Annotated in this window: 24 protein-coding genes; 17 read left to right on the top strand and 7 right to left on the bottom strand. The window is 58.9% G+C overall.

Annotated features, from left to right (window positions below; translation table 11 throughout):
• Window positions 1-449: 449 nt before the first annotated feature.
• A complete protein-coding gene (locus ACJBF3_RS04520; protein ID WP_045326773.1) occupies window positions 450-1,709 on the bottom strand; it encodes a dicarboxylate/amino acid:cation symporter in 1,260 nt (419 codons plus the stop codon).
• A gap of 428 nt (window positions 1,710-2,137) precedes the next feature.
• Between ACJBF3_RS04520 and ACJBF3_RS04525 the strand changes: the two genes are divergently transcribed.
• The 14 genes from ACJBF3_RS04525 to ACJBF3_RS04590 all read left to right on the top strand — a co-directional run bounded on the left by ACJBF3_RS04525 (window position 2,138) and on the right by ACJBF3_RS04590 (window position 17,513).
• Complete coding sequence (locus ACJBF3_RS04525; protein WP_045326771.1) at window positions 2,138-2,710, top strand: spore coat protein U domain-containing protein; 573 nt, start codon at window positions 2,138-2,140, stop codon at window positions 2,708-2,710.
• Window positions 2,711-2,722: 12 nt separating this feature from the next.
• Window positions 2,723-3,271, top strand: coding sequence for a spore coat U domain-containing protein (locus ACJBF3_RS04530; RefSeq protein WP_045326770.1), 549 nt, complete (start codon window positions 2,723-2,725; stop codon window positions 3,269-3,271).
• Between the two features lie 16 nt (window positions 3,272-3,287).
• The gene (locus ACJBF3_RS04535; RefSeq protein WP_045326768.1) at window positions 3,288-4,043 is read left to right on the top strand and encodes a molecular chaperone; all 756 of its coding nucleotides are present in this window, start codon (window positions 3,288-3,290) and stop codon (window positions 4,041-4,043) included.
• A complete protein-coding gene (locus ACJBF3_RS04540) occupies window positions 4,019-6,403 on the top strand; it encodes a fimbria/pilus outer membrane usher protein (protein ID WP_045326767.1) in 2,385 nt (794 codons plus the stop codon). The genes ACJBF3_RS04535 and ACJBF3_RS04540 overlap by 25 nt, the downstream gene beginning before the upstream one ends.
• Window positions 6,400-7,362, top strand: a complete 963-nt coding sequence (locus ACJBF3_RS04545) for a spore coat U domain-containing protein (RefSeq protein ID WP_045326766.1) — start codon at window positions 6,400-6,402, stop codon at window positions 7,360-7,362. The genes ACJBF3_RS04540 and ACJBF3_RS04545 overlap by 4 nt, the downstream gene beginning before the upstream one ends.
• Before the next feature lie 85 nt (window positions 7,363-7,447).
• Window positions 7,448-9,115, top strand: a complete 1,668-nt coding sequence (gene tar, locus ACJBF3_RS04550; RefSeq protein WP_045326764.1) for a methyl-accepting chemotaxis protein II — start codon at window positions 7,448-7,450, stop codon at window positions 9,113-9,115.
• A gap of 44 nt (window positions 9,116-9,159) precedes the next feature.
• Window positions 9,160-10,761, top strand: coding sequence for a methyl-accepting chemotaxis protein IV (gene tap / locus ACJBF3_RS04555; RefSeq protein WP_045326762.1), 1,602 nt, complete (start codon window positions 9,160-9,162; stop codon window positions 10,759-10,761).
• Window positions 10,762-10,780: 19 nt separating this feature from the next.
• Window positions 10,781-11,647, top strand: coding sequence for a protein-glutamate O-methyltransferase CheR (gene cheR, locus ACJBF3_RS04560; RefSeq protein ID WP_023312253.1), 867 nt, complete (start codon window positions 10,781-10,783; stop codon window positions 11,645-11,647).
• A complete protein-coding gene (locus ACJBF3_RS04565) occupies window positions 11,644-12,693 on the top strand; it encodes a chemotaxis response regulator protein-glutamate methylesterase (protein WP_045326761.1) in 1,050 nt (349 codons plus the stop codon). Before cheR ends, ACJBF3_RS04565 begins: the two co-directional genes overlap by 4 nt.
• A 17-nt stretch (window positions 12,694-12,710) precedes the next feature.
• Window positions 12,711-13,100, top strand: coding sequence for a chemotaxis response regulator CheY (gene cheY / locus ACJBF3_RS04570; RefSeq protein WP_008500431.1), 390 nt, complete (start codon window positions 12,711-12,713; stop codon window positions 13,098-13,100).
• Between the two features lie 10 nt (window positions 13,101-13,110).
• Entirely contained in the window at window positions 13,111-13,755 is a 645-nt protein-coding gene (gene cheZ, locus ACJBF3_RS04575; protein ID WP_032642640.1) for a protein phosphatase CheZ, read from the top strand.
• 146 nt (window positions 13,756-13,901) lie between these two features.
• Window positions 13,902-15,050, top strand: coding sequence for a flagellar biosynthesis protein FlhB (gene flhB, locus ACJBF3_RS04580; protein ID WP_045326760.1), 1,149 nt, complete (start codon window positions 13,902-13,904; stop codon window positions 15,048-15,050).
• Window positions 15,043-17,121 (top strand): flagellar biosynthesis protein FlhA, encoded by a 2,079-nt coding sequence (flhA, locus tag ACJBF3_RS04585; protein WP_045326759.1) that lies wholly within the window; start codon window positions 15,043-15,045, stop codon window positions 17,119-17,121. Before flhB ends, flhA begins: the two co-directional genes overlap by 8 nt.
• The gene (locus ACJBF3_RS04590) at window positions 17,121-17,513 is read left to right on the top strand and encodes a flagellar protein FlhE (protein WP_045326757.1); all 393 of its coding nucleotides are present in this window, start codon (window positions 17,121-17,123) and stop codon (window positions 17,511-17,513) included. Before flhA ends, ACJBF3_RS04590 begins: the two co-directional genes overlap by 1 nt.
• 58 nt (window positions 17,514-17,571) lie before the next feature.
• Here ACJBF3_RS04590 and argS read toward each other — a convergent pair whose 3' ends face one another.
• A complete protein-coding gene (gene argS, locus ACJBF3_RS04595) occupies window positions 17,572-19,305 on the bottom strand; it encodes an arginine--tRNA ligase (RefSeq protein WP_045326756.1) in 1,734 nt (577 codons plus the stop codon).
• Between the two features lie 239 nt (window positions 19,306-19,544).
• Between argS and ACJBF3_RS04600 the strand changes: the two genes are divergently transcribed.
• Together ACJBF3_RS04600 and cutC are read left to right on the top strand one after the other, a co-directional pair.
• Window positions 19,545-20,105 (top strand): VOC family protein, encoded by a 561-nt coding sequence (locus ACJBF3_RS04600; RefSeq protein ID WP_045326754.1) that lies wholly within the window; start codon window positions 19,545-19,547, stop codon window positions 20,103-20,105.
• Window positions 20,106-20,183: 78 nt separating this feature from the next.
• Entirely contained in the window at window positions 20,184-20,927 is a 744-nt protein-coding gene (cutC, locus tag ACJBF3_RS04605; protein WP_045326752.1) for a copper homeostasis protein CutC, read from the top strand.
• Between the two features lie 204 nt (window positions 20,928-21,131).
• On the opposite strand, the gene cmoB is transcribed toward cutC, so the two are convergent.
• The 5 genes from cmoB to ACJBF3_RS04630 are packed head-to-tail and all read right to left on the bottom strand — an operon-like array spanning window position 21,132 to window position 24,712.
• Entirely contained in the window at window positions 21,132-22,103 is a 972-nt protein-coding gene (cmoB, locus tag ACJBF3_RS04610) for a tRNA 5-methoxyuridine(34)/uridine 5-oxyacetic acid(34) synthase CmoB (RefSeq protein WP_045326750.1), read from the bottom strand.
• Entirely contained in the window at window positions 22,100-22,843 is a 744-nt protein-coding gene (gene cmoA, locus ACJBF3_RS04615) for a carboxy-S-adenosyl-L-methionine synthase CmoA (RefSeq protein WP_045326749.1), read from the bottom strand. Before cmoA ends, cmoB begins: the two co-directional genes overlap by 4 nt.
• 40 nt (window positions 22,844-22,883) lie before the next feature.
• Entirely contained in the window at window positions 22,884-23,279 is a 396-nt protein-coding gene (locus ACJBF3_RS04620; protein ID WP_045326747.1) for an MAPEG family protein, read from the bottom strand.
• Window positions 23,280-23,330: 51 nt separating this feature from the next.
• Window positions 23,331-24,149 carry a DUF72 domain-containing protein gene (locus tag ACJBF3_RS04625; RefSeq protein ID WP_045326746.1) on the bottom strand — a complete coding sequence of 273 codons (819 nt, stop codon included), beginning with the start codon at window positions 24,147-24,149 and terminating at the stop codon, window positions 23,331-23,333.
• The gene (locus tag ACJBF3_RS04630) at window positions 24,146-24,712 is read right to left on the bottom strand and encodes a hydrolase (RefSeq protein WP_045326745.1); all 567 of its coding nucleotides are present in this window, start codon (window positions 24,710-24,712) and stop codon (window positions 24,146-24,148) included. The genes ACJBF3_RS04625 and ACJBF3_RS04630 overlap by 4 nt, the downstream gene beginning before the upstream one ends.
• 263 nt (window positions 24,713-24,975) lie before the next feature.
• Here ACJBF3_RS04630 and aspS point away from each other — a divergent pair, with 263 nt between their 5' ends.
• Window positions 24,976-26,748, top strand: coding sequence for an aspartate--tRNA ligase (aspS, locus tag ACJBF3_RS04635; protein WP_032641307.1), 1,773 nt, complete (start codon window positions 24,976-24,978; stop codon window positions 26,746-26,748).

The following is a 26,748-nucleotide window of genomic DNA, read 5'->3' on the forward strand; positions in this document are numbered from 1 at the left end:
GTAAGGCGAAGCCGTCACCCGGCTTTTTTACATTCTGCTCCACCAGCTCAGCTTCCGCGGCTACCCATGTAGCCTAAAACAAAGCCGGGTGGCGCTGACGCTTACCCGGCCTACGTGTTCGTGCCATTTGTAGGCCGGGTAAGGCGAAGCCGTCACCCGGCTTTTTTACATCCTGCTCCACCAGCACAGCTTCCGCGGCTACCCATGTAGCCTAAAACAAAGCCGGGTGGCGCTGACGCTTACCCGGCCTACGTGTTCGTGCCGTTTGTAGGCCGGGTAAGGCGAAGCCGTCACCCGGCTTTTTTACATTCTGCTCCACCAGCTCAGCTTCCGCGGCTACCCATGTAGCCTAAAACAAAGCCGGGTGGCGCTGACGCTTACCCGGCCTACGTGTTCGAGCCATTTGTAGGCCGGGTAAGGCGGAGCCGCCACCCGGCTTTTTTAGCCTCTTACGCTTCCTGTTTTACCAGCTCAGCTTCAGCTTCGCGCGCGCCTTCATTCTGCGACAGCATCGCGGTCGCAATCCCGTTCCCCAGCACGTTAATCGCCGAACGGCCCATATCCAGGAAGTGGTCGATCCCCATCAGCAGCAGAATGCCCGCCACCGGAATATTAAAACTCGGAATAGTTGCTGCCAGCACCACCAGTGAAGAACGCGGTACGCCCGCAATCCCTTTCGAAGCCAGCATCAGGGTCAGCATCAGCACCGTTACCTCAGAGAAGCTGAGGTGAATGTTGTACGCCTGAGCGATAAACATCGACGCGAAAGAGCAGTACACCATCGACCCTACCAGGTTAAAGGAGTAGCCAATCGGCAGAACGAAAGAGGCGATGTTGCGCGAGCAGCCAAAACGCTCCAGCTGCTCCAGCGTTTTAGGGTAGGCCGCTTCAGAGCTGCTGGTGGTAAACGCCACCAGGACCGGATCTTTCAGCATGCTGACCAGCCGAAACACCTCTTTTTTTAGCACCATATAACCCACGGCCAGCAGCACCATGCAGGTGAGAAGAATGGCGACATAGTAGCCGCCAATAAAGGAGGCGTAGTTCAGCAGAATGCCCAGGCCCTGCGTGGCGATGACGGAGGAGATCGCCGCGAAGATGGCCAGCGGCGCAACGTACATCACGTAGCCCGTGACCTTCAGCATGATATGGGAAACCACGTCCAGCGCGGCCACCAGCGGGGCGTTAAATTTCTGCCCCAGCGACGCGCCGCCGATGCCGAAGAACATCGAGAACACCACAATCTGCAGGATCTCATTGTTCGACATCGCCCCGGCGATGCTGGTTGGAATGGTGTGCGACAGGAACGCTTTCAGCGTCATGCCCCCCACGGCCAGGCCGGTATCCACCGCCTCGGTCGGGACGGTCAGGTTCAGACCGCTTCCCGGATGCTCCAGCGTGACGATGAACAGCCCGACCAGAATGGAAAGTACCGATGAGCTGATAAACCACACCATTGCTTTGCCGCCCACTCGGCCAATGGTGGAGGTTTCGCCCAGCTTCATAATACCGACGGTCAGCGTGCTGAAGACCAACGGTGCAATGACCATTTTGATCAGGCGAAGGAAAATATCGGTCAGAAGGGTAATGTTATCCGACCAGGCTTTGATGGCATCCGCAGATGCATACTCATGAATTGCTGCCCCTGAAAGAATACCCGCCAGCATGAATATCACGATGAAGAGTGTGAGTTTGTTTGCACTTGCCACGAAAAAAGACCCTCTCTGCGCTCAGATGTAGCCGCGGCGATACATATAAATTTTTTATTACGACGCGGGAAATTATTCGGCACATAAATTGACGCAAAGCGTAGGGGGATACAACTCCTTTTTAAGTTTTATTAATTTTGTTGTTAATGCCTCTACGATATATTGTGATCAAGATCACAGTTTAATGGATATATTCTCTGTGAATACAACAAAATCCTTAGATAAATAATTTTAACCACCTGTTTTATTTGGAAATAGTGAGTCAATAAGACATCCGCCTGATTCATTTTGAGGCAGGTGGAGGAAGCGTTATCCGTAAACTAAATTCTCAATAACCCCCTCGGAGGAACGTTAAGCGGGGCTAACATCTTGAACGGCCAAAATAAAATATGGCAAGGGAACGGAGACGTCTTCTGGAGGGTGGTAAAATGAAAAGTAAACTCCTTTTGATCTGTGCAGGCTCGTTACTGACGGCGACCCTGGCCCCGCAGGCGCTGGCCGTCACCAGCAGCGGCACCATCGGGGCGACGCTGACCCTGACAAACGGTTGCCTGATAAACGGGTCGCCCACGCAAAACGGCATTAACTTCGGGACGCTTGATTTCGGCACCCATCCCGCCACGTTTTCCACGCTGACCACGCAGCTAACCGGCGCCAGCGGCGGAAACACCTTTACCATTCAGTGTACAACCGCCAGCTATACGGTAGCGATCACCGGCAACACCCACTCCACGGCACCCGGTACCGTTGTTGGATCGACGGGAACACCTGCGCGCTATCTGATCAACACCGCCAACGCCGCACAGGGGGTAGCCTACAGCCTTTACAGCGACAGCGGATTTAACAACGTGGTTGCCAATAACGCCGCGTTGCCCATCGCCTCTACGGCGGGAGGTGTCGACAGCTACACGCTCTATGGGCGTATTACCGGCGGCGGCAACAGCGTAACGGTCGTACCGGGAACCTACACCGACACGATAAACGTTAGCGTCACCTATTAGTTCTTCACGGTCATGAAGGCCTCTCTTGCAGGTCTGCGCAAACGCGCAGAGGGACGCGTGCAGCCTTTTTTCGCGCTGCTGGTTGGATGGCTAATGATCCCCGCGGCCGTTGCGGTGACGTCACAGTCATTCAAGGTCAGCGCGACCATTGTACCGGGATGCGCGGTGGCTACCGGCAGCGGGGGACTCCTCGGCACGCTGGATTTTGGTACCCATACTGGCGTTGAAAGCGCGCCGGTGAGCACCAGCTTTGTGCCAAACGGGGCATTGTCCATCGCCTGTACGCCCGGCGTGACGCTGAGCATGAGCATTAATGGCGGTCAAAACTACTCATCCGTTCGCCGCATGAAGCGCACGGACGGAGCCGACCTGGTAGGTTACCGGCTCTACAGCAGCAGCTCGCTGGCCGCCAACAGCGAAATCGGCCTCAATCAGGCAATACCGGTGACCTACACCGACAGCAATAACATCGCGCTGCCGCTTTTTGGCGTGGCGCTACTGACCGGATTTAGCCCGGCAGGAACGTATTCCGATCAGCTCACCGTGACCCTGTCATGGTAATAAAGGGAGAGTGCCGATGAAGCCACTTTTGAGACCTGTTTGCCTGGCGGGCGCGTTGGGAATGGCAGCAGTCGGCCAGGCGCAGGCGGCGGCTACCATTCTGCTCTGGCCCATCGACCCCTGGCTTGCCGCAGACGCCAACGCCACGGAACTGTGGATCCAGAATCAGGGAAACAGCGCCACGACCATGCAGGTGCGCATCGTGCGCTGGAAGCAGGAGGGCGGGTACGAGCGTTATACCGCGCAGCAGGACGTGGTCGCCAGCCCGCCGATTGTCACTATTCAGAAAGGCAATAAGCAGCTGATTCGCCTTATTAAACAGGGGGCCGTTCCGGCGGGCACGGAACAAGCCTACCGCATTATCGTCGATGAAATCCCCCAGCCTGATGCGAAAGCCGAGCCCACTATCGGCCTCAAATTACAGATGCGTTACTCCATCCCTCTGTTCGTCTACGGCCAGGGGATCCCGACGATAAAAGAGGGTGCGCATCACGCGCTGGTGGAGACCCGAAACCTGAGCTGGCGGGTGACGCGAGCGGATGGACAGCCTGCGCTGGAGGTTCGGAATCAGGGAGATGTTCATGTCAGGCTGAGCCAGGTGGCGCTGGAGCAGGGAGGTCAGAAACGCACGGTCGCGGAGGGATTGCTGGGTTACGTGCTTCCCGGCAGCACCCGCAGCTGGCCGATACCCGCAGGCGTTCGTCAGCCAGAGCGGATGATCGCGCAGATTAATGCCAGGGACGCACAATGGCAGTCGACGCCCGTCAACTGAAGCCCGCGATGATGATACTGCTTTGCGTCAGTTCCGCGGCCTGGGCTGAGCCCGGCGATGACAGTTTGCCGCCGCCGCCTCAGGCGCAGGCGGTAAATGATGAAGCGGTATTTCAGCTTGCCCTCGTGCTCAACCATTACGACACCGGCCTGGTGGTGCCCGTCACGCAGCGTAACGGCGCTTTCTTTGTCTCCAGTGCCGACCTGCTGCGCGCGGGGCTGCCGCCGGAGCATGTTCCTGCCGGAGAGGTGAATCTCTCTTCGCTTTCTCAGGTGCGCACGGAGTATGACAGCGCCGCGCAGCGCCTGCTGCTCACGGTTCCCCGCGACTGGGTCGCATCCCGCGTGACCCCGTTCAGCGCGCAAACGGCGCAGGCCAAACCGCACTTCGGGCGAGGCGCGCTGCTCAATTACGATCTCTACACCAACCACACGGCGCATATCGGTGGACAGGCGTCCCTCTGGCATGAATTCCGCTACTTCAATGAGAACGGCTCGTTTTCCTCCACCGGCTATGCCCGGGAAAATTTCAGCGGTAGCGGCGGCCAGCAGGAGGGGTATGTCCGCTATGACACTACCCTGCTGTTCACGAATGAAGATGACGCGATGAGCTGGAGCGTCGGGGACGTAATCAGCGACGCCCTGAGCTGGAGCTCCAGCGTGCGGATGGGGGGGATTAGCGTCGGGCGGGATTTCTCCCTGCGTCCTGACCTGGTGACGTGGCCGCTGCCCGAATTCGCGGGAGAAGCCGCGGTGCCGACCTCGGTCGATCTCTTTATCAACGGCTATCGCTCCGGCTCAACCCAGCTTCAGCCGGGTCCTTTCACCCTGACCAATCTGCCCTATATCAACGGTGCCGGGGATGCGGTGCTGGTCACGACGGATGCGCTGGGGCGCCAGGTGAGCACCACGCTGCCGTTTTACGTCACCAGCGACCTGCTCAAAAAAGGACTCAGCGACGGCGCCGTAACGCTGGGCAGCCTGCGGCGTAACTACGGGATCAAGAATTTTGACTACGGCTCCGCGTCGGGCAGCGGCTCGTATCGCTACGGGCTGACGGACTGGCTGACGCTGGAAGGCCATGCAGAAGGCGCGCAGGAGCTGGCGCTCGGCGGGGCAGGGACGGTAATAAAGCTCGGCCAGCTTGGCGTGGTGAATACCTCTTACTCGCAGAGCCGCATGCGCGGGGATACGGGGGGGCAAATCAACTGGGGTTACCAGTACAGCACCAGCGAGTTCAGCGTCGCCACCCAGCACACGCGTCGGGGCCGCGGCTTTGGCAATCTGGCCCTTTACGACCAGCCGACGCTGTATGACGAGAACGATAAACCCATCGCCAGCTTCAGCCGAAATACGGACCAGTATTCCCTGACCTTTAATATGGGACAGTACGGCAACATTGGCGCGGCCTGGATCGGCGTGGAGAGTTTTGACAGCCAAAAAACCGAGCTGCTTAACCTCTCCTGGAGCCGCAATCTGTGGGGAGCGAGCAGTATTTACCTGGCCGGCAGCCGGGACCAGCAGCGGGGAGACTGGACGGTTGCGCTGTCGCTGCAGGTGCCGCTGGGCGCGCGCGACAGCGCCGCCTTTACCGTTGAAAACACGCCGGATGCCGGCAGTACCCAGCGCATCAACTATAACCACGCCATGCCGTCCGACGGCGGCTTAAGCTGGAACATGGCCTGGGCCAATCAGTCGAAAGCCAGCGACTACCAGCAGGGCACGCTGGGCTGGCGCAACAATAACGTTGAGCTACAGGGCGGTGCCTATGGCGAAAGGGATATGATGACCTGGTGGGGCGAGGCGATGGGCTCCGTGGTGCTGATGGACGGCGAGCTGTTTGCGGCCAACAAAATTAACGATGCGTTTGTGGTTATCAGCACCGACGGTCATCCGGATGTCCCCGTCAGCTATGAAAATCAGCCCGTAGGCAAAACCAATAATAACGGCTACCTGCTGGTCAGCGGGGTGTCGGCGTATTACCCGGCAAGCTACCGCATTGATACGCTGAACCTGCCGGCGGATACCCAGCTGAAAGAGACCGAACGGCGGATTGCGATCCGCCGCCACAGCGGTTACCTGGTCGATTTCCCGATGGAGCAGGAGCGGGTCGCCAGCGTCATCCTGCATGATGCGCGCGGGCAGGCGATCCCGGTGGGTAGCCAGGTGCGCAGGGCCTCGCGCAGCAGCGCCGTGGTGGGCTATGACGGTATCGCCTGGCTGGAAAATCTCAGCGATGTGAACCCGCTGGAGGTCATTACCCCTGGCGGAAAGCGCTGCACGACGACCCTGACGGTGGGATCCAACCCGGAACACAAGCTGCAAACCTACGGTCCGCTGGTATGTCGGGAGGCGCCATGAGGCGCCTGCTGCTGTTGATGCTGCTGCTGTTTTCCGGCGGCGGCTGGGCGGCGTGTACCGTCAGTACGGTCAACGCCTCGTTTGGCAGCGTCACGTCGTTCGCCCTCAGCGGAACCGGGGAGGTGGAAACCACCGGTACGCTGGTGGTGGCGTGCGATGCCGTCCTGAATCTGTTGACCAACGACTCGGTGACGCTGACCTACACCGCCGCATCGGTCTCGGGCAGCAGTCGCGCCACGATGAAACGCACCGATAATGCGACCATCACGGACGTGATCCCCACCCGACTGTGCGGATTATCGGGCTGCGCGAGCAGCAGCGAGGTACAGATAAGTAAATCGTATACCTGGGGTGGGAATACCCTGCTGGGGTTACTGGGGTCTAAGCAGTACAACATCCCGCTCTACTTCCGCACCGTCGCCGGGCAAAACGTCACCGCCGGGCCGTATCAGGTGCAGCTAACCTTCAGCGTGAACTACAGCGTCTGCTCCGTGGGCGCGCTCGGCATTTGCACCCTCAATCAAACGGGCACGGCGACCACCACCATTCTGCTTAACATGACCGTCACCAACGACTGCAGCGCCATGACCACGCCGGACGTCAACTTCAACAGCGCGCCGCTGGTACAAAGTTTCCCTACCGTTTCGCAGGCGATTGCCGTCACCTGCACCAAAGGAAGTACCTATACCATCGGCATTAATAACGGGGCTAACGCGCTGAATAACGTGCGGCGGATGGCGAGCGGCAGCAACTATATGAGTTACGACATCTATAAAGAAGCCACAACGAACCGCTGGGGCGGCAGCGGCACCGAGCGCTGGACCAGCGCGACCTCGTCGCAGGTCAGTACCGACGGTTTACTGCGCACCTATAACTACACCGCGAAGGTCCTGACGAATCAGACCACGCCGCCCGCCGGCACCTACACCGATACGCTGATTGTCGACGTGGCGTTTTAACCCCCGCGCTTTTCCCTTTCTCAAATGTAAAGTTCCTGTGGGCAGTGCCGATAACACCGTTAATAAATCTATGAGAAGGTGTTGTATGTTGAACCGTATCCGCGTTGTCACAATGCTTATGATGGTGCTGGTCATTTTCGCACTTCTTCAGCTCATTTTCGGCGGGCTTTTTTTCTCGTCGTTAAAACAGAACCAGGACAGCTTCGCGGCCTCGAACGACCTGCGCATGCAGCAGGGTGAACTCACCTCAACGTGGGATCTGATGCTGCAAACGCGTATCAACCTGAGCCGCTCGTCCGCGCGCATGATGATGGACCCCAACAATCAGCAGAGCAGCGCGAAAACCGATCTGTTGAAAAATGCCCGCGCCACGCTCGCTGACGCCGCTAAACACTATGCCGCCTTCAAACAGATCGCGCCGCAGCCTGCCATGGCGCAGGTAAGCCAGAATATTGATGAAAAATACAACGCCTACTTTGCCGGCCTGACGGAGCTGATTCAGTTCCTGGAGAGCGGCAACATGGACGCCTACTTCGCGCAGCCGACGCAGGGAATGCAAAACGCCCTCGGCGCGGCGCTGGGGGAGTACGCGAAGGCCAGCGGCGATCTGTATCACTCGGCCTTTACCGAAAGCCAGAATGACTACCGCTTTGCGAAGTGGCAGATGGCGGTGCTGGCGCTGGCGCTGGTCATCGTGCTGGTCGCGGTGTGGTACGGCATTCGCCATATCCTGCTGAACCCTCTTGGCCGCGTCATTGCCCACATTCGTGAGATTGCCGGTGGCGATCTCACCAAAACGCTGACCGTGTCCGGCCGCAATGAGATCACCGAGCTGGCAAACAGCGTTGACCATATGCAGCGTTCGCTCATCGAAACCGTCGCCAACGTGCGTAACGGCTCCGAGGCTATTTATACCGGCACCAGCGAAATTGCGATGGGGAATAACGACCTCTCTTCCCGTACCGAACAGCAGGCCTCCGCGCTGGAAGAGACGGCGGCCAGCATGGAGCAGCTTACGGCGACCGTGAAGCAGAACGCCGATAACGCTCGCCAGGCCTCTCAGCTGGCGGAAAGCGCCTCCGAGACGGCACAGCGCGGCGGTCGCGTGGTGGATGGCGTGGTGAAAACCATGCACGACATCGCCCAGAGCTCGAAGAAAATCGCCGACATCATCAGCGTCATCGACGGCATTGCCTTCCAGACCAACATTCTGGCGCTGAACGCCGCCGTGGAAGCGGCGCGTGCGGGCGAACAGGGACGCGGGTTTGCCGTGGTGGCCGGAGAAGTGCGCAACCTGGCCAGCCGCAGCGCCAACGCGGCGAAAGAGATTAAGGCCCTGATTGAAGATTCCGTCTCCCGCGTGGATACCGGCTCCGTGCTGGTGGAAAGCGCCGGGGAGACCATGAATGACATCGTGAATGCCGTCACCCGCGTGACGGACATCATGGGTGAAATCGCCTCTGCGTCGGATGAGCAGAGTCGTGGTATCGACCAGGTTGCACTGGCGGTATCGGAAATGGATCGCGTGACGCAGCAAAACGCCGCGCTGGTGCAGGAGTCCGCTGCGGCGGCCGCTGCCCTGGAAGACCAGGCGAGCCGTCTGAAGATGGCCGTCTCGGCGTTTCGTCTCGCTTCGCTCAATGGAAATACGGTCACTTCGCAAGCCACGTATAAAGCGCCAGCCGCCGAATCGACGGTCTCTCGCCTGCGTGCTGCAACGACCGGACAAGATGAAAACTGGGAAACATTTTGACTGACAATTGAACCGCGGCTGCTTGCCGCTTGATGGGAGCGTGGATGTTAAATCGTATTCGTATCTCGACCACACTGTTTTTGATTCTGATCCTTTGCGGTGTGTTGCAGGTTGGCAGTAACGGGTTGTCTTTTTGGGCGTTTCGCGATGGCTATCAGAATTTGCAGGACGTTGAGGCGAGTAATCAGCAGCGCTCCGCACTGGCACAAACGCGTGCCGTGCTGTTGCAGGCAAGCACCGCGCTGAACAAGGCGGGAACCTTAACCGCGCTGAGTTATCCCCCGGATGACATTAAGGCGCTGATGGCAACCGCGCGAAGCAGCCTGAAACAGGCCGACGCTCAGTTTAAAGTCTTTACGGCGCAGGCCGCCGGCAGCGAGAAAGAGAAAGCGCTGAAGACCGCCATGAAGAAGAACTTTGAAGTGTGGTACAGCGATCTGGACCATCAGGCGACGTGGCTTGAGAACAATCAGCTCTCGGACTTTATGACCGCGCCGGTTCAGGCCTCGCAGGATGCGTTTGACGGCAGCTTTAACGCCTGGCAGCAGGATATTAATCAGTCTGTCCAGCGTGCGGGTGAACAGAGCCGTCAGAGCTACCACATGTCGGGCGTCATCTTTGCCGTGGTGGTGATCCTGGCAGGGCTGCTGACCGGCGGGGCACTGCTCTGGTCACGCAGAATGATTGTGCAGCCGCTGGCGATTATCAGCAGCCACTTCGACAGTATTGCAAAAGGGGACCTGGCCCGTCCGGTGGCGGTGTTCGGCAAAAACGAAATTTCGGCGATCTTTGCCAGCCTGAAGGCGATGCAGGGATCGCTGCGGGAAACGGTATCCGACGTGCGGCAGGGCAGCTATGCCATGCACACGGGAATTTCCGAGATTGCGGCGGGTAACAACGATCTCTCTTCCCGCACCGAGCAGCAGGCGGCCTCGCTGGCACAAACGGCGGCCAGCATGGAGCAGCTGACCGCCACGGTCAGCCAGAACGCCGATAACGCGCGCCAGGCGTCTGACCTGTCAAAACAGGCGGCGATGACGGCGAAAAAAGGCGGCGACCAGGCGTCTCACGTTGCCAGCACCATGCAGGAGATCGCCACCAGTTCGCAGAAAATTGGTGACATCATCAGCGTGATTGACGGCATCGCGTTCCAGACCAACATTCTGGCGCTGAATGCCGCCGTTGAGGCGGCGCGCGCCGGGGAGCAGGGGCGCGGATTTGCCGTGGTGGCGGGGGAAGTGCGTAACCTGGCGAGCCGCAGCGCCAACGCGGCGAAAGAGATTAAGGTGCTGATCGAAGAGTCGGTCTCGCGCGTTCAGCAGGGCTCGACGCTGGTGGATACGGCGGCGCAAACCATGCACGAAATCGTCACCTCGGTGACGCGGGTGAACGACATCATGGGCGAGATTGCCTCGGCGTCGGACGAACAGCGTCGCGGTATTGAGCAGGTGGCTCAGGCGGTCAGCCAGATGGATCAGGTGACGCAACAGAACGCCTCGCTAGTTGAGGAAGCGGCAGCGGCAACCGATCAGCTGGCCAGCCAGGCGGATCGCCTCACCGGGCTGGTCGCGGTATTTAATGTGAAAGAGCACGTTGAAGCAGTAACAGAAGTCGGGCGGTCGCAGGCCGTGCCAGTTGTATCCTGAATGTAATTAAGAAGGCGCTATGACATCACCAATGCCCCCTGGGCAAACGTCATTATTGTTGCAGATGACACAGCGCCTCGCGCTGTCCGACGCGCATTTTCGTCGGATATGTCAGTTAATCTACCAGCGTGCGGGGATCGTGCTTGCGGATCATAAGCGGGACATGGTCTACAACCGCCTGGTGCGGCGCTTGCGTACCCTGGGGCTGGACGATTTTGGCCGCTATCTGAGCATGCTCGAGGCGAACCAGAACAGCGCCGAGTGGCAGGCTTTTATTAACTCGTTAACCACCAACCTGACGGCGTTTTTCCGCGAAGCTCACCACTTCCCGGTTCTGGCCGAGCACGCGCGCCGTCGCACCGGGGAGTATCGCGTCTGGAGTGCGGCCGCCTCAACGGGGGAAGAGCCGTACTCGCTGGCGATCACCCTCGCTGACACCCTCGGCATGACGCCCGGACGCTGGAAGGTCTACGCCAGCGATATCGATACCGAGGTGCTGGAGAAGGCGCGTAACGGCGTTTATCGCCAGGATGAACTGAAAACGCTGTCGCCGCAGCAGCTGCAGCGTTACTTCATGCGCGGCACGGGCCCGCATGAAGGGCTGGTACGCGTGCGCCAGGAGCTGGCGAACTGCGTTGAATTCGCGCCCGTTAACCTGCTGGATAAGCAGTACAACGTGCCGGGGCCGTTCGACGCCATCTTTTGCCGTAACGTCATGATCTATTTTGATAAAACGACGCAGCAGGACATTTTGCGTCGGTTTGTTCCGTTGCTCAAGCCTGACGGTTTACTGTTTGCCGGGCACTCGGAAAACTTCAGCAACCTCGCGCGTGAGTTTAGCCTGCGTGGGCAAACGGTGTATGCGCTGAGTAAGGAAAAAGCATGAGTAAAATCAGGGTATTGTCTGTCGACGATTCAGCGCTGATGCGTCAGATCATGACTGAAATCATCAATAGCCACAGCGACATGGAGATGGTGGCCACCGCGCCCGATCCGCTGGTCGCGCGGGATTTAATTAAAAAATATAACCCCGATGTGCTAACGCTGGATGTCGAAATGCCGCGCATGGATGGCATCGATTTCCTCGAAAAGTTAATGCGGCTTCGGCCCATGCCGGTGGTGATGGTCTCCTCCCTGACCGGGAAAGGGTCGGAAATCACCCTGCGCGCGCTGGAGCTGGGGGCGGTGGATTTCGTCACCAAGCCGCAGCTCGGCATTCGCGAGGGGATGCTGGCCTACAGCGAAATGATCGCGGAGAAGATCCGCACCGCGTCGCGGGCGAAGCTTGCCGCCCACACGCCGATGGTCGCGCCTGCGACCCTGAAGGCCGGTCCGTTACTCAGCTCGGAAAAACTGCTGGTGATTGGGGCGTCAACCGGAGGAACAGAGGCAATTCGCCATGTACTCCAGCCATTACCGCTCTCAAGTCCGGGTATTCTGATTACTCAGCATATGCCGCCAGGCTTTACCCGTTCGTTCGCCGAACGCCTGAACAAGCTGTGCCAGATCAGCGTGAAAGAGGCGGAAGACGGCGAGCGCGTGCTCCCGGGACATGCCTATATTGCCCCGGGCGACAAGCATATGGAGCTGGCGCGCAGCGGCGCTAACTATCAAATCAAAATTCATGACGGACCGCCGGTCAACCGGCACCGTCCGTCGGTGGATGTGCTGTTTCATTCGGTGGCGAAACATGCGGGGCGCAACGCCGTGGGGGTGATCCTGACGGGGATGGGCAACGACGGTGCCGCCGGAATGCTTGCAATGCACCAGGCTGGCGCCTGGACGATTGCGCAGAATGAAGCAAGTTGTGTGGTGTTCGGCATGCCGCGCGAGGCCATCAATATGGGTGGCGTGAGCGAAGTGGTCGATCTTAGCCAGGTAAGCCAGCAGATGCTGGCGAAAATCAGTGCCGGACAGGCAATACGTATTTGACTCAGGAGTATTATTTTATGGCGGATAAAGAGCTTAAGTTTTTGGTTGTGGATGACTTTTCCACCATGCGTCGCATTGTGCGCAACCTGCTGAAAGAGCTGGGCTTCAACAATGTTGAAGAGGCAGAAGACGGCGTTGATGCGCTGAACAAACTGCAGGCTGGCGGGTTTGGTTTTGTGATCTCCGACTGGAACATGCCAAACATGGACGGTCTGGAACTGCTGAAAACCATTCGCGCCGATGCGGGAATGGCGTCCATGCCGGTTCTGATGGTCACAGCAGAAGCGAAAAAAGAGAACATCATTGCTGCGGCACAGGCGGGCGCAAGCGGCTATGTGGTGAAGCCATTCACCGCGGCAACCCTGGAAGAGAAGCTCGGTAAGATCTTCGAGAAACTCGGCATGTGAGGTGATGGAAATGTTGCAACCTTCTATGAAACCCGTTGAAGAACACTCGCCGAGCGATATCATCGTCCGCATCGGCAGCCTGACGCGCATGCTGCGTGACAGCCTGCGCGAGCTGGGTCTGGATCAGGCGATTGCGGAAGCGGCGGAAGCGATTCCCGATGCCCGCGATCGTCTGGACTACGTTGTGCAGATGACCGCGCAGGCTGCTGAGCGTGCGCTGAACAGCGTTGAAGCGTCTCAGCCGCACCAGGATGCGATGGAAAAAGGGGCGAAAGCGCTGAGCAAACGCTGGGATGAGTGGTTTGAGAATCCTATCGAGCTGGCGGATGCCCGCGAGCTGGTGACCGATACCCGCCAGTACCTGGGCGATGTTCCGGGTCACACCAGCTTCACCAACGCCCAGCTGCTGGACATCATGATGGCGCAGGATTTCCAGGACCTGACCGGTCAGGTGATCAAGCGCATGATGGACGTTATCCAGGAGATCGAGCGTCAGCTGCTGATGGTGCTGCTGGAGAACATCCCGGAACCGGCCGCCCGTCCAAAACGCGAGAACGAAAGCCTGCTCAATGGCCCACAGCTCGACGCCAGCAAGGCGGGCGTGGTGGCAAGCCAGGATCAGGTGGACGACCTGCTGGACAGCCTCGGCTTCTGATTGTCTATTCCGCCTCAGGGGTTACGCCGCCTGAGGCGGTTTACGATAAAATCACCGAAAAGAGCCCGAATAAACGGGCTTTTCCCGCCATTGGATTTCCGCTGCGCTGGCATGATACCCGTGACGTAATGGGCTGAGCATGCACTGTGGCAGAAGAGAACGACGACAAAACGGAAGCCCCCACACCCCACCGACTTGAAAAGGCGCGTGAGGAAGGGCAGATCCCCCGATCCCGAGAATTGACCTCCCTGCTGATCCTTATCGTGGGCGTGTGCATTATCTGGTGGGGCGGGGAGTCGCTCGCCCGCAAGCTGGCGGGAATGCTGTCAACCGGCTTACGTTTTGACCACAGCATGGTCAACGATCCGAATCTGATCCTCAGCCAGATTATCCAGCTGATTAAAGGGGCCATGGTCGCGCTGTTGCCCCTGATAACCGGGGTCGTGCTGGTCGCGCTGGTCTCTCCGGTGATGCTCGGCGGTCTGGTTTTTAGCGGCAAATCGCTGCAGCCGAAATTTTCCAAACTCAACCCGCTGCCGGGCATTGCGAAAATGTTCTCTGCCCAGACCGGGGCCGAGCTGCTCAAAGCCATTCTCAAATCGGTTCTTATGGGCAGCTCCGCGGGGTTTTACCTCTGGTATCACTGGCCGGAAATGATGCGTCTCATCAGCGAATCGCCTCTTACCGCCATGAGCAACGCCCTGAATCTGGTCGGCCTCTGCGCGCTGCTGGTGGTGCTCAGCATTATCCCGATGGTGGGTTTTGACGTCATCTTCCAGCTGTACACCCACTTCAAAAAGCTGCGCATGTCGCGTCAGGATATTCGCGATGAGTATAAGCAGATGGAAGGTGACCCGCACGTGAAGGGGCGCATCCGCCAGATGCAGCGTGCCGCCGCCCGTCGCCGCATGATGGAGGATGTGCCGAAGGCCGACGTCATCGTCACCAACCCGACGCATTACTCCGTTGCGCTGCGCTACGACGAAAACAAAATGAGCGCGCCGAAAGTCGTCGCGAAAGGGGCGGGACTGATCGCCCTGCGTATCCGGGAAATCGGCACAGAGCACCGGGTGCCGATCCTGGAAGCCCCTCCGCTGGCGCGTGCCCTGTACCGCCATGCGGATATTGGACAACAGATCCCGGGACAACTCTACGCCGCCGTGGCGGAAGTGCTGGCCTGGGTATGGCAGCTGAAGCGCTGGCGTCTGGCCGGCGGTCAGCGGCCCGTCAAACCTGAGAACCTTCCGGTGCCTGCCGCGCTGGATTTTATGAACGAGAAGGACACTGATGGCTAATCTGGTGGCAATGTTGCGCCTGCCCGGCAACCTGAAATCGACCCAATGGCAGATCCTTGCCGGGCCGATTCTGATCCTGCTAATTCTGTCGATGATGGTACTGCCGCTCCCGGCGTTCATCCTCGATCTGCTTTTCACATTCAACATCGCGCTGTCCATTATGGTGCTGCTGGTGGCGATGTTCACCCAGCGTACCCTGGAGTTCGCCGCATTCCCGACCATTCTGCTGTTTACCACCCTGCTGAGGCTGGCGCTGAACGTGGCGTCCACGCGTATCATCCTGATGGAAGGGCACACCGGGGCGGCAGCGGCGGGTAAAGTGGTGGAAGCGTTCGGCCACTTCCTCGTAGGCGGCAATTTCGCTATCGGTATCGTGGTGTTCGTTATCCTCGTTATTATCAACTTTATGGTTATCACCAAAGGTGCAGGGCGTATCGCGGAAGTGGGCGCGCGCTTCGTGCTGGACGGGATGCCGGGCAAGCAGATGGCGATCGACGCCGACCTGAACGCCGGTCTTATCGCCGAAGATGAAGCCAAAAAGCGCCGTGCGGAAGTGACGCAGGAAGCCGACTTCTACGGCTCCATGGACGGTGCGAGCAAGTTTGTGCGCGGTGACGCCATCGCGGGCATTCTGATCATGGTGATTAACGTGGTCGGCGGCCTGCTGGTGGGGGTACTGCAGCACGGGATGGACATGGGCCACGCGGCGGAAAGCTATACGCTGCTGACCATTGGTGACGGTCTGGTCGCGCAGATCCCGGCGCTGGTGATCTCCACGGCGGCGGGCGTGATTGTCACCCGCGTGAGCACCGATCAGGACGTTGGCGAGCAGATGGTTGGCCAGCTGTTCAGCAACCCGCGCGTGATGCTGCTGGCCGCTGCCGTTCTGGGCCTGCTCGGCCTGGTGCCGGGCATGCCAAACCTTGTCTTCCTGCTGTTTACGGCGGCGCTGCTGGGGCTGGCCTGGTGGATGCGCGGCCGTGAAATTAAACCGGCAGCGGAGCCTGTTCCGGTCAAAATGCCGGAGAATAACCAGGCCGTTGAAGCGACCTGGAACGACGTTCAGCTGGAAGACTCCCTGGGGATGGAGGTGGGGTATCGCCTGATCCCGATGGTCGATTTCCAGCAGGACGGCGAGCTGCTTGGACGTATCCGCAGTATCCGTAAGAAATTCGCGCAGGACATGGGCTTCCTGCCGCCGGTGGTGCACATCCGCGACAATATGGACCTGCCGCCCGCGCGCTATCGCATCCTGATGAAAGGCGTGGAAATCGGCAGCGGTGATGCCTATCCGGGACGCTGGCTGGCGATTAACCCCGGCACCGCAGCAGGCACGCTGCCGGGCGAGCAAACTGTCGATCCGGCCTTTGGTCTGGCTGCGATCTGGATTGAAAGCGCCCTGAAAGAGCAGGCGCAGATCCAGGGCTATACGGTAGTTGAAGCCAGTACCGTGGTGGCGACCCATCTTAATCACCTGATCGGGCAATTCTCGGCCGAGCTGTTTGGCCGCCAGGAAGCGCAGCAGCTGCTGGACCGCGTCACGCAGGAGATGCCGAAGCTGACGGAAGATCTGGTCCCGGGCGTGCTGACCTTAACCACGCTGCATAAGGTGCTGCAAAACCTGCTCGACGAGAAGGTGCCGATCCGCGATATGCGCACCATCCTGGAAACCCTTGCCGAGCACGCGCCGATACAAAGCGATCCGCACGAGTTGACGGCGGTGGTGCGCGTGGCGCTGGGGCGGGCGATCACCCAGCAGTGGTTCCCGGGAACCGGAGAGGTGCAGGTGATTGGCCTCGATACGCCGCTTGAACGTCTGCTGCTGCAGGCTCTGCAGGGCGGGGGCGGCCTGGAGCCGGGCCTGGCGGACCGTCTGCTGGCGCAAACGCAGGAGGCGCTGGCGCGTCAGGAGATGCTGGGCGCGCCGCCGGTGCTGCTGGTGAACCATGCGCTGCGTCCGCTGCTGTCGCGCTTCCTGCGCCGCAGCCTGAGCCAGCTGGTCGTGCTGTCAAACCTGGAGCTGTCGGATAACCGCCATATCCGCATGACCGCGACGATTGGAGGGAAATAATGGGTAAATGGCTCTGGATTTTACTCATTCCGCTGGCGGCGCAGGCCGGCGGAGAGGGCTCCTGGCAGGCAAGCAGCATGGGGGTGACCCTCAGCAACCGGGGCGTTGCCATGTCCTCTAATCCGCTGTCGCCTTCTGAGGGCGTATCCGGCCTGATGGGGCTGGTGGTCTGGAACTACCGGCTGATCGGGCCGACGCCTGCGGGATTGCGGGTGCGCCTCTGCTCTCAGACGCGCTGTACGGAGATCGACGGTGAAAATGGCACAACGCAGGCGTTCAACGGCGTTCCGGCTGTTGAACCTTTACGTTTTATCTGGGAAGTGCCGGGCGGGGGGCGTTTGATCCCGGCGCTGAAGGTGCAGAGTAATTCCGTCATCGTGAACTACCGCTGACGGTTGCATTTTCAGGACGGCAAAAAAACAAAACCCGGCGAGTGCCGGGTTTTTTGTGTTACATACGTTCTACGGTTTCGATACCCAGGGTATCCAGACCCAGCTTCAGGGTCTTCGCCGTCAGCTGCGCCAGCTTCAGGCGGCTGTTGCGCACCGATTCATTCTCCGCAGAGAGAATAGGGCAGTGTTCGTAGAAGCCGGAGAACAGACCCGCCAGATCGTACAGGTATGCACACATGACGTGCGGCGTGCCGTCACGCGCAACCACGGTCAGCGTCTCTTCGAACTGCAGCAGACGCGCGGCCAGCTGTGCTTCACGATCTTCCGTGATGGTCACGGTGGCGTTCGCCAGCACATTTTCGTCGATATTGGCTTTGCGGAATACCGAGAGCACGCGGGTGTAGGCGTACTGCATGTACGGCGCGGTGTTGCCTTCAAACGCCAGCATGTTGTCCCAGTCGAAGATATAGTCGGTGGTGCGGTTCTTGGAGAGATCCGCGTATTTCACGGCACCGATACCCACGGCGTTAGCCAGCTTTTCCAGCTCGTCGGCGGGCATGTCCGGGTTCTTCTCGGCCACCAGACGACGGGCACGTTCCAGCGCTTCGTCCAGCAGGTCGGACAGCTTCACGGTCCCGCCCGCGCGGGTTTTGAACGGCTTGCCGTCTTTACCCAGCATCATGCCGAACATGTGGTGTTCCAGCGGAACGCAATCCGGCACGTATCCGGCTTTGCGCACGATGGTCCACGCCTGCATCAGGTGCTGGTGCTGGCGGGAGTCGATGTAGTACAGCACGCGGTCGGCATGCAGCGTTTCGTAACGGTATTTCGCACAGGCGATATCGGTGGTGGTGTAGAGGTAGCCGCCATCCTTCTTCTGGATGATCACGCCCATCGGTTCGCCTTCCTTGTTTTTGTACTCATCAAGGAACACAACCGTTGCGCCTTCGCTCTCAACCGCCAGGTTTTTCGCTTTCAGGTCCGCCACAATGCCCGGCAGCATTGGGTTGTACAGGCTTTCACCCATCACGTCGTCACGGGTGAGGGTGACGTTCAGGCGGTTATAGGTCAGCTGGTTCTGAGACATGGTGATGTCGACCAGCTTGCGCCACATCTCGAGGAAGTATGGGTCGCCGCCCTGCAGTTTTACCACGTAGCTGCGCGCGCGCTCGGCGAAGGCTTCGTCTTCGTCGTAGTGTTTTTTGGCTTCGCGATAGAACCCTTCCAGGTCCGCCAGCGCCATTTCGCCCGCGTTTTCCTGCTGTTGTTTTTCCAGGTAAGCAATCAGCATGCCGAACTGGGTACCCCAGTCGCCCACGTGGTTCGCGCGGATCACCTTGTGGCCGAGGAACTCGAGCGTGCGCACCGCGGCATCACCGATGATGGTGGAGCGCAGGTGGCCTACGTGCATCTCTTTCGCCACGTTCGGCGCAGAGTAGTCGATCACCACGGTCTGCGCTTCCGGCTGGGAAACGCCCAGACGGTCAGACTTCAGCGCCGCGTCAACGTGGCTTGCCAGGAATGCAGGCTCAAGGAAGATGTTGATAAAGCCCGGGCCGGCGATTTCGGTTTTGCTGGCAATGCCGGAAAGATCCAGATGCGTCAGTACCTGCTCAGCGAGCTGTCGCGGCGGCATGCCCAGTTTTTTAGCCACTGCCATCACGCCGTTAGCCTGATAGTCGCCAAACTGTACTTTTGCTGACTGACGAACCTGCGGTTCGCAATCCGCAGGCGCACCTGCGGCAATCAGTGCCTGACTGACTTTTTCGGAGAGAAGAGCCTGAATATTCACCTGGATACCTTACTTTTTTGATGCGGGCTCACAACCACCCGCGCCAGTTAGAGAATTTAGGGCGGGAGTATACTGCAAATGCCCTCTGGCGTCAGCATCGCGGGGCCTGAAGATTGCTCAGAATCCAGGCGGTGAAGGCGTGCATAATCATGCAGTCGCAAAAAGCCGGATTCTGCGGTTGGTCAAAACAGGGCAACAGAGTAAATTAGCTGCTTTGCGAGACGAAAAGAGAGTGATTTATGGCGAACTGGCAATCCATTGACGAACTGCATGATATTTCCGCAGATTTACCGCGCTTCACCCAGGCGTTCACAGAACTTGCCACCCGTCTGGGGCTGGATATCGCACCGCTTGAGGCCGATCACATCTCTTTGCGCTGTCACCAGAATGCTACCGCCGAGCGCTGGCGGCGCGGGTTCGAGCAGTGCGGCGAGCTGCTGTCCGAGAACGTGATTAATGGCCGCCCGATCTGCCTGTTCAGGCTTCGCGAGCCGGTGAACGTAGCCCACTGGCAATTCACCGTGGTGGAACTGCCGTGGCCGGGCGAGAAGCGCTATCCGCACGAAGGCTGGGAACATATCGAAATTGTCCTGCCGGGCGAGCCGGAGACGTTGAACGCGCGCGCGCTGGCCCTGCTCTCAGACGAAGGCTTAAGTAAGCCGGGGATTTTCGTGAAGACCAGCGCTCCCAAAGGCGAGCGCGAGCGGTTACCTAACCCGACGCTGGCCGTCACGGACGGGCAGGTCACGGTGAAGTTTCATCCGTGGACCATTGAGCAGATTGTTGCCAGCGAAGCGTAAGAGATGTGAGTTTGCGCGGGGAATGAAAGCGGACCGCGTGTCATGATGGTTCGTTTAGTGGGATTTCAGGAGGATTAAATGGCGCTGCTGGAGATTTGTTGTTACAGCGTGGAGTGTGCCGTGACCGCGCAAAAACGCGGGGCTGACCGTATAGAACTGTGCGCGGCACCCAAAGAGGGCGGGCTGACGCCTTCTTACGGCGTGCTGAGGGCCGCCCGTCAGGCCGTCACGATCCCCGTTCACCCGATTATTCGCCCGCGCGGCGGTGATTTTTGTTACACGGCGGGCGAGTTCGGTGCCATGCTTGATGATATCGCGCTCGTTCGGGATCTGGGGTTTCCGGGGCTGGTGACCGGTCTGCTGGATGAGGACGGCAATATCGATCTTCCGCGCATGCGCCAGATTATGCGCGCCGCAGAGGGGCTTGCCGTCACTTTTCATCGCGCATTTGATATGTGTAAAGATCCGCTTCAGGCCTTTGAAACGCTTGGAGAACTTGGCGTGGCGCGCGTTCTGACATCGGGCCAACAGGCGTCCGCTGAAAAAGGACTGCAATTAATTACGGAACTAAAAGCACATTCCGGTGTTCCAATAATAATGGCGGGTGCGGGAGTCCGCGCCAGCAATCTGGAACGGTTTTTAAACGCAGGGGTAGAAGAGCTGCACAGCTCCGCGGGGAAATGGATACCTTCGCCCATGCGCTATCGCAATACAGGGTTGTCAATGTCGACGGATGCTGAAGCGGATGAGTATTCACGCTACGGCGTAGAGGGAGAGTCGGTTGCGGAAATGAAGTCGCTGATTGAGCGCTATCACGTGTAGCAACGTACCGATTTTTACCGCGCATCATGTCGCCCAATATGATGCTTGCTTGTACCAGGCCCCTGCAATTTCAACAGGGGCCTTTTTTTCTCCTTCATATTTCAAGCCGCAGCCGCGCTGGCCGCCTTGCTGCAACTTGAACTATTTTGGAGAAAACGAGTTGAGAGTAGGCCGGGTAAGGCGTAGCCGCCACCCGGCAAAAGGCTACGGCTTGGTCGCAATCAACACCGCACGCATCGGGGCCGGATAGCCTTCGATGGTTTTGCTGTGGTCGGCCGGGTCGAGGAACTGCTCCAGCGATTCGGTGATCATCCAGTCGGTGCGGCGCTGCTCCTCGAGTGACGTCACGCTGACGTCGGCAATCCGCACGTCCACAAAGCCGCACTTCTCCAGCCAGTTCTTCAGCGCCAGCGCGGAAGGAATGAAGTAAACGTTGCGCATCTGCGCGTAGCGATCGCCCGGCACCAGAACGGCGTGCTCATCGCCCTCAATCACCAGCGTTTCCAGCACCAGCTCGCCGCCGCTGACCAGCTGATCCTTCAGCTGCCACAGGTGCTCAAGCGGGGAGCGACGGTGATACAGCACGCCCATGGAGAAGACGGTATCAAACGCCTTCAGGGCCGGGAGCTGTTCAATGCCCAGCGGCAGCAGGTGCGCGCGCTGGTCGTTACCCAGCAGCTTGCGTACCGCTTCAAACTGACACAGGAACAGCTGCATCGGGTCGATGCCGACCGCCAGATGCGCGCCCGCGCCAATCATGCGCCACATGTGGTAACCGCTGCCGCAGCCCACGTCCAGAATGGTGCGACCGGTCAAATCGGACAGATGAGGCAGAACGCGATCCCATTTCCAGTCCGAGCGCCATTCGGTATTGATATTCACCCCGTAGAGCGAGAACGGCCCTTTGCGCCACGGCATCAGGTTACGCATCAGCGTTTCGATGCGGTTGATCTGCCCGGCCGGGAGCGGTTCTTCGCTCTCGGCGGTGACGCTGTGCAGAAGATCCAGACGATGCGGGGTCAGCTCCGGCAGATACTCCACCGCATTTGACCACTGCTTTAACAGGCCGTGCTGCTGATCGCGCTGCCAGGCGGCAATCTGCGCGGGCAGGGTTTCCAGCCAGTGGGAGAGGTGGTTTTTGGCAATCAGCTGATAGAAGTTGCTGAATTCGATCATGCCGCGTCCCCCGCCTTCAGCGCCACCAGAGAGCCAAAGTTAAAGCACTGGAACCACAGCTCGCTGTGCTCAAACCCGGCTTTGCTCAGGCGCGCCTTGTGGGTTTCCACGGAATCCGTCAGCATCACGTTTTCGAGCATGCTGCGCTTCTGGCTGATCTCCAGCTCGCTGTAGCCGTTCGCCCGCTTGAAGTCGTGGTGCATGTTGAACAGCAGTTCGCCAACCTCGGCATCTTCAAAGCTGAATTTCTCTGAGAGCACCAGCGCGCCGCCGGGGTTCAGCCCCTGATAAATTTTGTCCAGCAGCAGCTGGCGGTCTTCCGGCACCAGGAACTGCAGGGTGAAATTCAGCACCACCATCGACGCGTTGTGAATCTCGATCTCGCGAATATCGCCTTCCACCACGTCCACTGGAACAGGGGCTTTATAGGCGTCAATATGGCGACGGCAGCGCTCAACCATCGCCGGGGAGTTATCGACGGCAATGATGCGGCAGCCTTCGTGGTGAATATTACGACGAACCGACAGCGTTGCCGCGCCGAGCGAGCAGCCCAGGTCATAGACCTGCGTGCCGGGTTGAACGAAGCGCTCAGCCAGCATGCCGATCATAGAGATAATATTGGAGTAACCGGGAACAGAGCGCTGGATCATATCCGGGAAGACTTCGGCTACCCGTTCATCGAAGGTCCAGTCGCCCAGGCTGGCGATAGGCGCGGAAAAAAGCGTGTCGCGATCTGACATAACGTAAAAATCCGGGAAAAATAAAGTGGCGTATTGTGCGCTAATGAAGGGAGAAAACCAACTCCCACGGCATATACCAGAGGTTAGCCAGCACCATCAGCAAAAGCGAACACCAGGTCGCGCTCATGCCGGAACGACGCCAGCGGATTAACCGATGGTGAAAGCCGTAATAATGCATCAGGCGGCCAGCAATAAGAAGCAGACCACAGAGGTGCACCATCCAGGTTTCTGCGCCATTCATCTCCATAAAAAGCAGCAGGATTAAGGCTGCGGGGATATATTCGACCGCGTTGCCGTGAATGCGGATAGCGCTTTGCAGCTCTGAAAATCCGCCGTCACCGTAAGCGACGCGGTAGAGCGTTCTGAGGCGCACAACATCAAATGAAAACTTAATCAGCAGTAATGCACCTAACACCGCATACAGCGCGCTGACCATACAAACTCCCTGTTTTTGGCAGATGGCACTTCACTATGATAGGGGGTGATATCAGAAAAGAGAAGATTGTTGTGGGATGGCAGGGGCGCTGCCCACGGACGGCACCGCGGCCTGCAAGGCCTGCCACAGAGCATCGACCAGTTCGGGCGCCTGGGCGATATCCGGGGTGTGCAAAAAGAGATACGGCGTGGTGGCGTGTTCCCATTTCGCTAATGTTTGCAGCCAGACGGCGAACATCGCCTGATTTTGCTGCATGTTATCGCTGCCGATAAACCTGACCATCGGGTTCTGCGCGGTCACAACGGCGTGGACCGGCACCTTCGGCTTTTTACGCTGCGCTTCAACGATGGCTTCGCTGTGGGGAACAGCGCTGTGCACCGGGCGGCTATCAAGGATCACGCGATTAACGGCACGCTCACGCAGGCCGCGGTTGAGCGCCTTTTCTGCTTCGCCCTTCGCAAAAAATTCAGCATGCCTGACCTCCACGCCGTAGGTAAACTCGCGGGGCAGGGCATCCAGGAACTGCCAGAGCGCGGGCAAATCGCGCGGGCCAAACGTGGCGGGTAGCTGGATCCAGTACTGCCCGATGCGGTTCGCCAGCGGCGACATGCGCGCAAAAAATTCTTCGGTCAAATCTCCGCAGTTACGCAGCGCGGCGTTATGGGAAATGGTCGCCGGGAACTTGAAGCAGAAGCGGAAATCGTCCGTCGTTTGCGCCCGCCAGCGCTCGACAATCTCGGCTTTGGGCAGCGCGTACAGGGTCGTGTTGCCCTCGACGCAGTTGAAGTGTCGGGCATACTCCTCAAGGCTGGTGATGCCGAGGCGCACCCATTTCGGGTGCGACCACTGGGGAAGGCCCACGTACATCATAGCGCGCGAATAATCTCATCCGTGCTGCGCACGCGGCCGATGCGCGGGAAGATATGGGTCATGCTGCCCTGATGCTGTTCCGCGGAGGCCGCGCTGCAGGCATCTTCAGCAATCACCAGATTAAAGCCCAGCTCCCACGCGTTGCGGGCGGTAGACTCCACGCCGATGTTGGTGGAAATGCCGCACAGGATAATCGTGTCGATACCGCGACGGCGGAGCTGTAATTCCAGGTCGGTTCCGTAGAAGGCGCCCCACTGGCGTTTCGTCACTTCGATGTCGCTGTCGCGTTTACCGAGCGCGGCGGGGTACGTCCACCAGTTTTCCGGTAGGGCATGAGCAGGCGCCTGGGCATCCACGGGCTGTTTTAACGCCTCGGCGAAATCCGCAGACCAGCCGACGCGCACCATGACAACAGGCGCACCGCTGGCACGACAGGTTTCCGCCAGGCGAGCGGCGCGACTGACCACGTCAGGCGCGGTATGCGGACCACCGGCAAAGGGCAGAATGCCTTCCTGTAAATCAATCACGACAAGCGCGGTTTTACTGGCATCAAGTGTTAACATCGTTACTCCCGTTAAATGAACCACTTCCGGACACCATACGATGTGATGGCCTGTTCCTGGGCGGATAATTTTGTTAATTTTTGTGAGAATACGCAATAAGCGTGCAGCAAACGAGCGTCAGAGCGCGCTTCACTCTTATCGTCCGGCGGAATTTCCAGTATAATAGCCGCCTTTTTTCATCCAGTTGTGACATACAGAAAGCTGCGACATAGTAGCCTGCATACCAGGCGACATTCAGCCTGCGGCTAATTAAGGGATATCTCATGCGTACAGAATATTGCGGGCAGCTGCGTCAGTCCCACGTCGGACAGCAGGTGACCCTGTGTGGTTGGGTCAATCGTCGTCGTGATCTTGGTAGCCTTATCTTCATCGATATGCGCGACCGCGAAGGTATCGTTCAGGTGTTCTTCGATCCAGACCGCGCAGATGCGTTGAAGCTGGCCTCTGAACTGCGTAATGAGTTCTGCATTCAGGTCACCGGCACCGTGCGTGCGCGTGACGAGAAAAACGTTAACGCCGACATGGCGACGGGCGCCATTGAAGTGCTGGCGTCCGATCTGGTTATCATCAACCGTGCAGAAGCGCTGCCGCTGGACTCCAACCACGTCAACACCGAAGAAGCGCGTCTGAAATACCGCTACCTGGATCTGCGTCGCCCGGAAATGGCCCAGCGCCTGAAAACCCGCGCGAAAATCACCAGCCTGGTGCGTCGCTTTATGGATGACCACGGTTTCCTCGACATCGAAACCCCGATGCTGACCAAAGCCACGCCGGAAGGCGCGCGCGATTACCTGGTCCCATCCCGCGTCCATAAAGGCAAATTCTACGCGCTGCCGCAGTCTCCACAGCTGTTCAAACAGCTGCTGATGATGTCCGGCTTCGATCGCTACTATCAGATCGTTAAGTGCTTCCGCGACGAAGACCTGCGCGCTGACCGCCAGCCAGAATTTACCCAGATTGATGTGGAAACCTCCTTCATGACCGCCGAGCAGGTGCGTGAGGTGATGGAAGCGCTGGTGCGCAGCCTGTGGAACGACGTGAAAGGCGTCGAGCTGGGCGATTTCCCGATCATGACCTTCGCCGAAGCCGAGCGTCGCTACGGCTCCGACAAGCCAGACCTGCGTAACCCGATGGAGCTGGTGGACGTAGCAGACCTGGTGAAAGCCGTTGAGTTTGCCGTGTTTGCGGGCCCGGCTAACGATCCGAAAGGCCGCGTGGCGGCCCTGCGCGTGCCGGGCGGTGCCGCCCTGAGCCGCAAGCAGATCGACGACTACGGCAACTTCATCAAGATCTACGGCGCGAAAGGTCTGGCCTATATTAAAGTGACCGAGCGTGCGAAAGGTCTGGAAGGCATTACCAGCCCGGTTGCGAAATTCCTGAACGCAGAGATCGTGGAAGCCATCCTTGAGCGCACCGGCGCGCAGGACGGTGACATGATCTTCTTCGGCGCGGACAACAAGAAGGTCGTTGCCGATGCGATGGGCGCGCTGCGTCTGAAGCTCGGCAAAGATCTGAGCCTGACCGACGAAACCAAATGGGCGCCGCTGTGGGTTATCGACTTCCCGATGTTTGAAGACGACGGCGAAGGCGGCCTGACCGCGATGCACCACCCGTTCACCTCGCCAAAAGAGATGACGGCGGCAGAGCTGAAAGCGTCTCCGGAAGATGCGGTTGCGAATGCTTACGACATGGTGATTAACGGCTACGAAGTGGGCGGCGGTTCCGTGCGTATTCACAGCGGTGAAATGCAGCAGACCGTGTTCGGCATCCTGGGCATCAACGAGCAGGAGCAGCGCGAGAAGTTCGGCTTCCTGCTGGACGCCCTGAAATACGGTACGCCGCCGCATGCGGGTCTGGCGTTCGGCCTTGACCGTCTGACCATGCTGCTGACCGGCACCGATAACATCCGTGACGTTATCGCCTTCCCGAAAACCACTGCCGCAGCCTGTCTGATGACCGAAGCGCCAAGCTTTGCCAACCCGGCCGCTCTGGCCGAGCTGGGCATTGAAGTGGTGAAGAAGGAAGAGAAAAACTGA

Source organism: Enterobacter sp. PP-008-ECC_S150 (assembly GCF_045257065.1).
Taxonomy (GTDB): Bacteria; Pseudomonadota; Gammaproteobacteria; order Enterobacterales; family Enterobacteriaceae; genus Enterobacter; species Enterobacter chengduensis.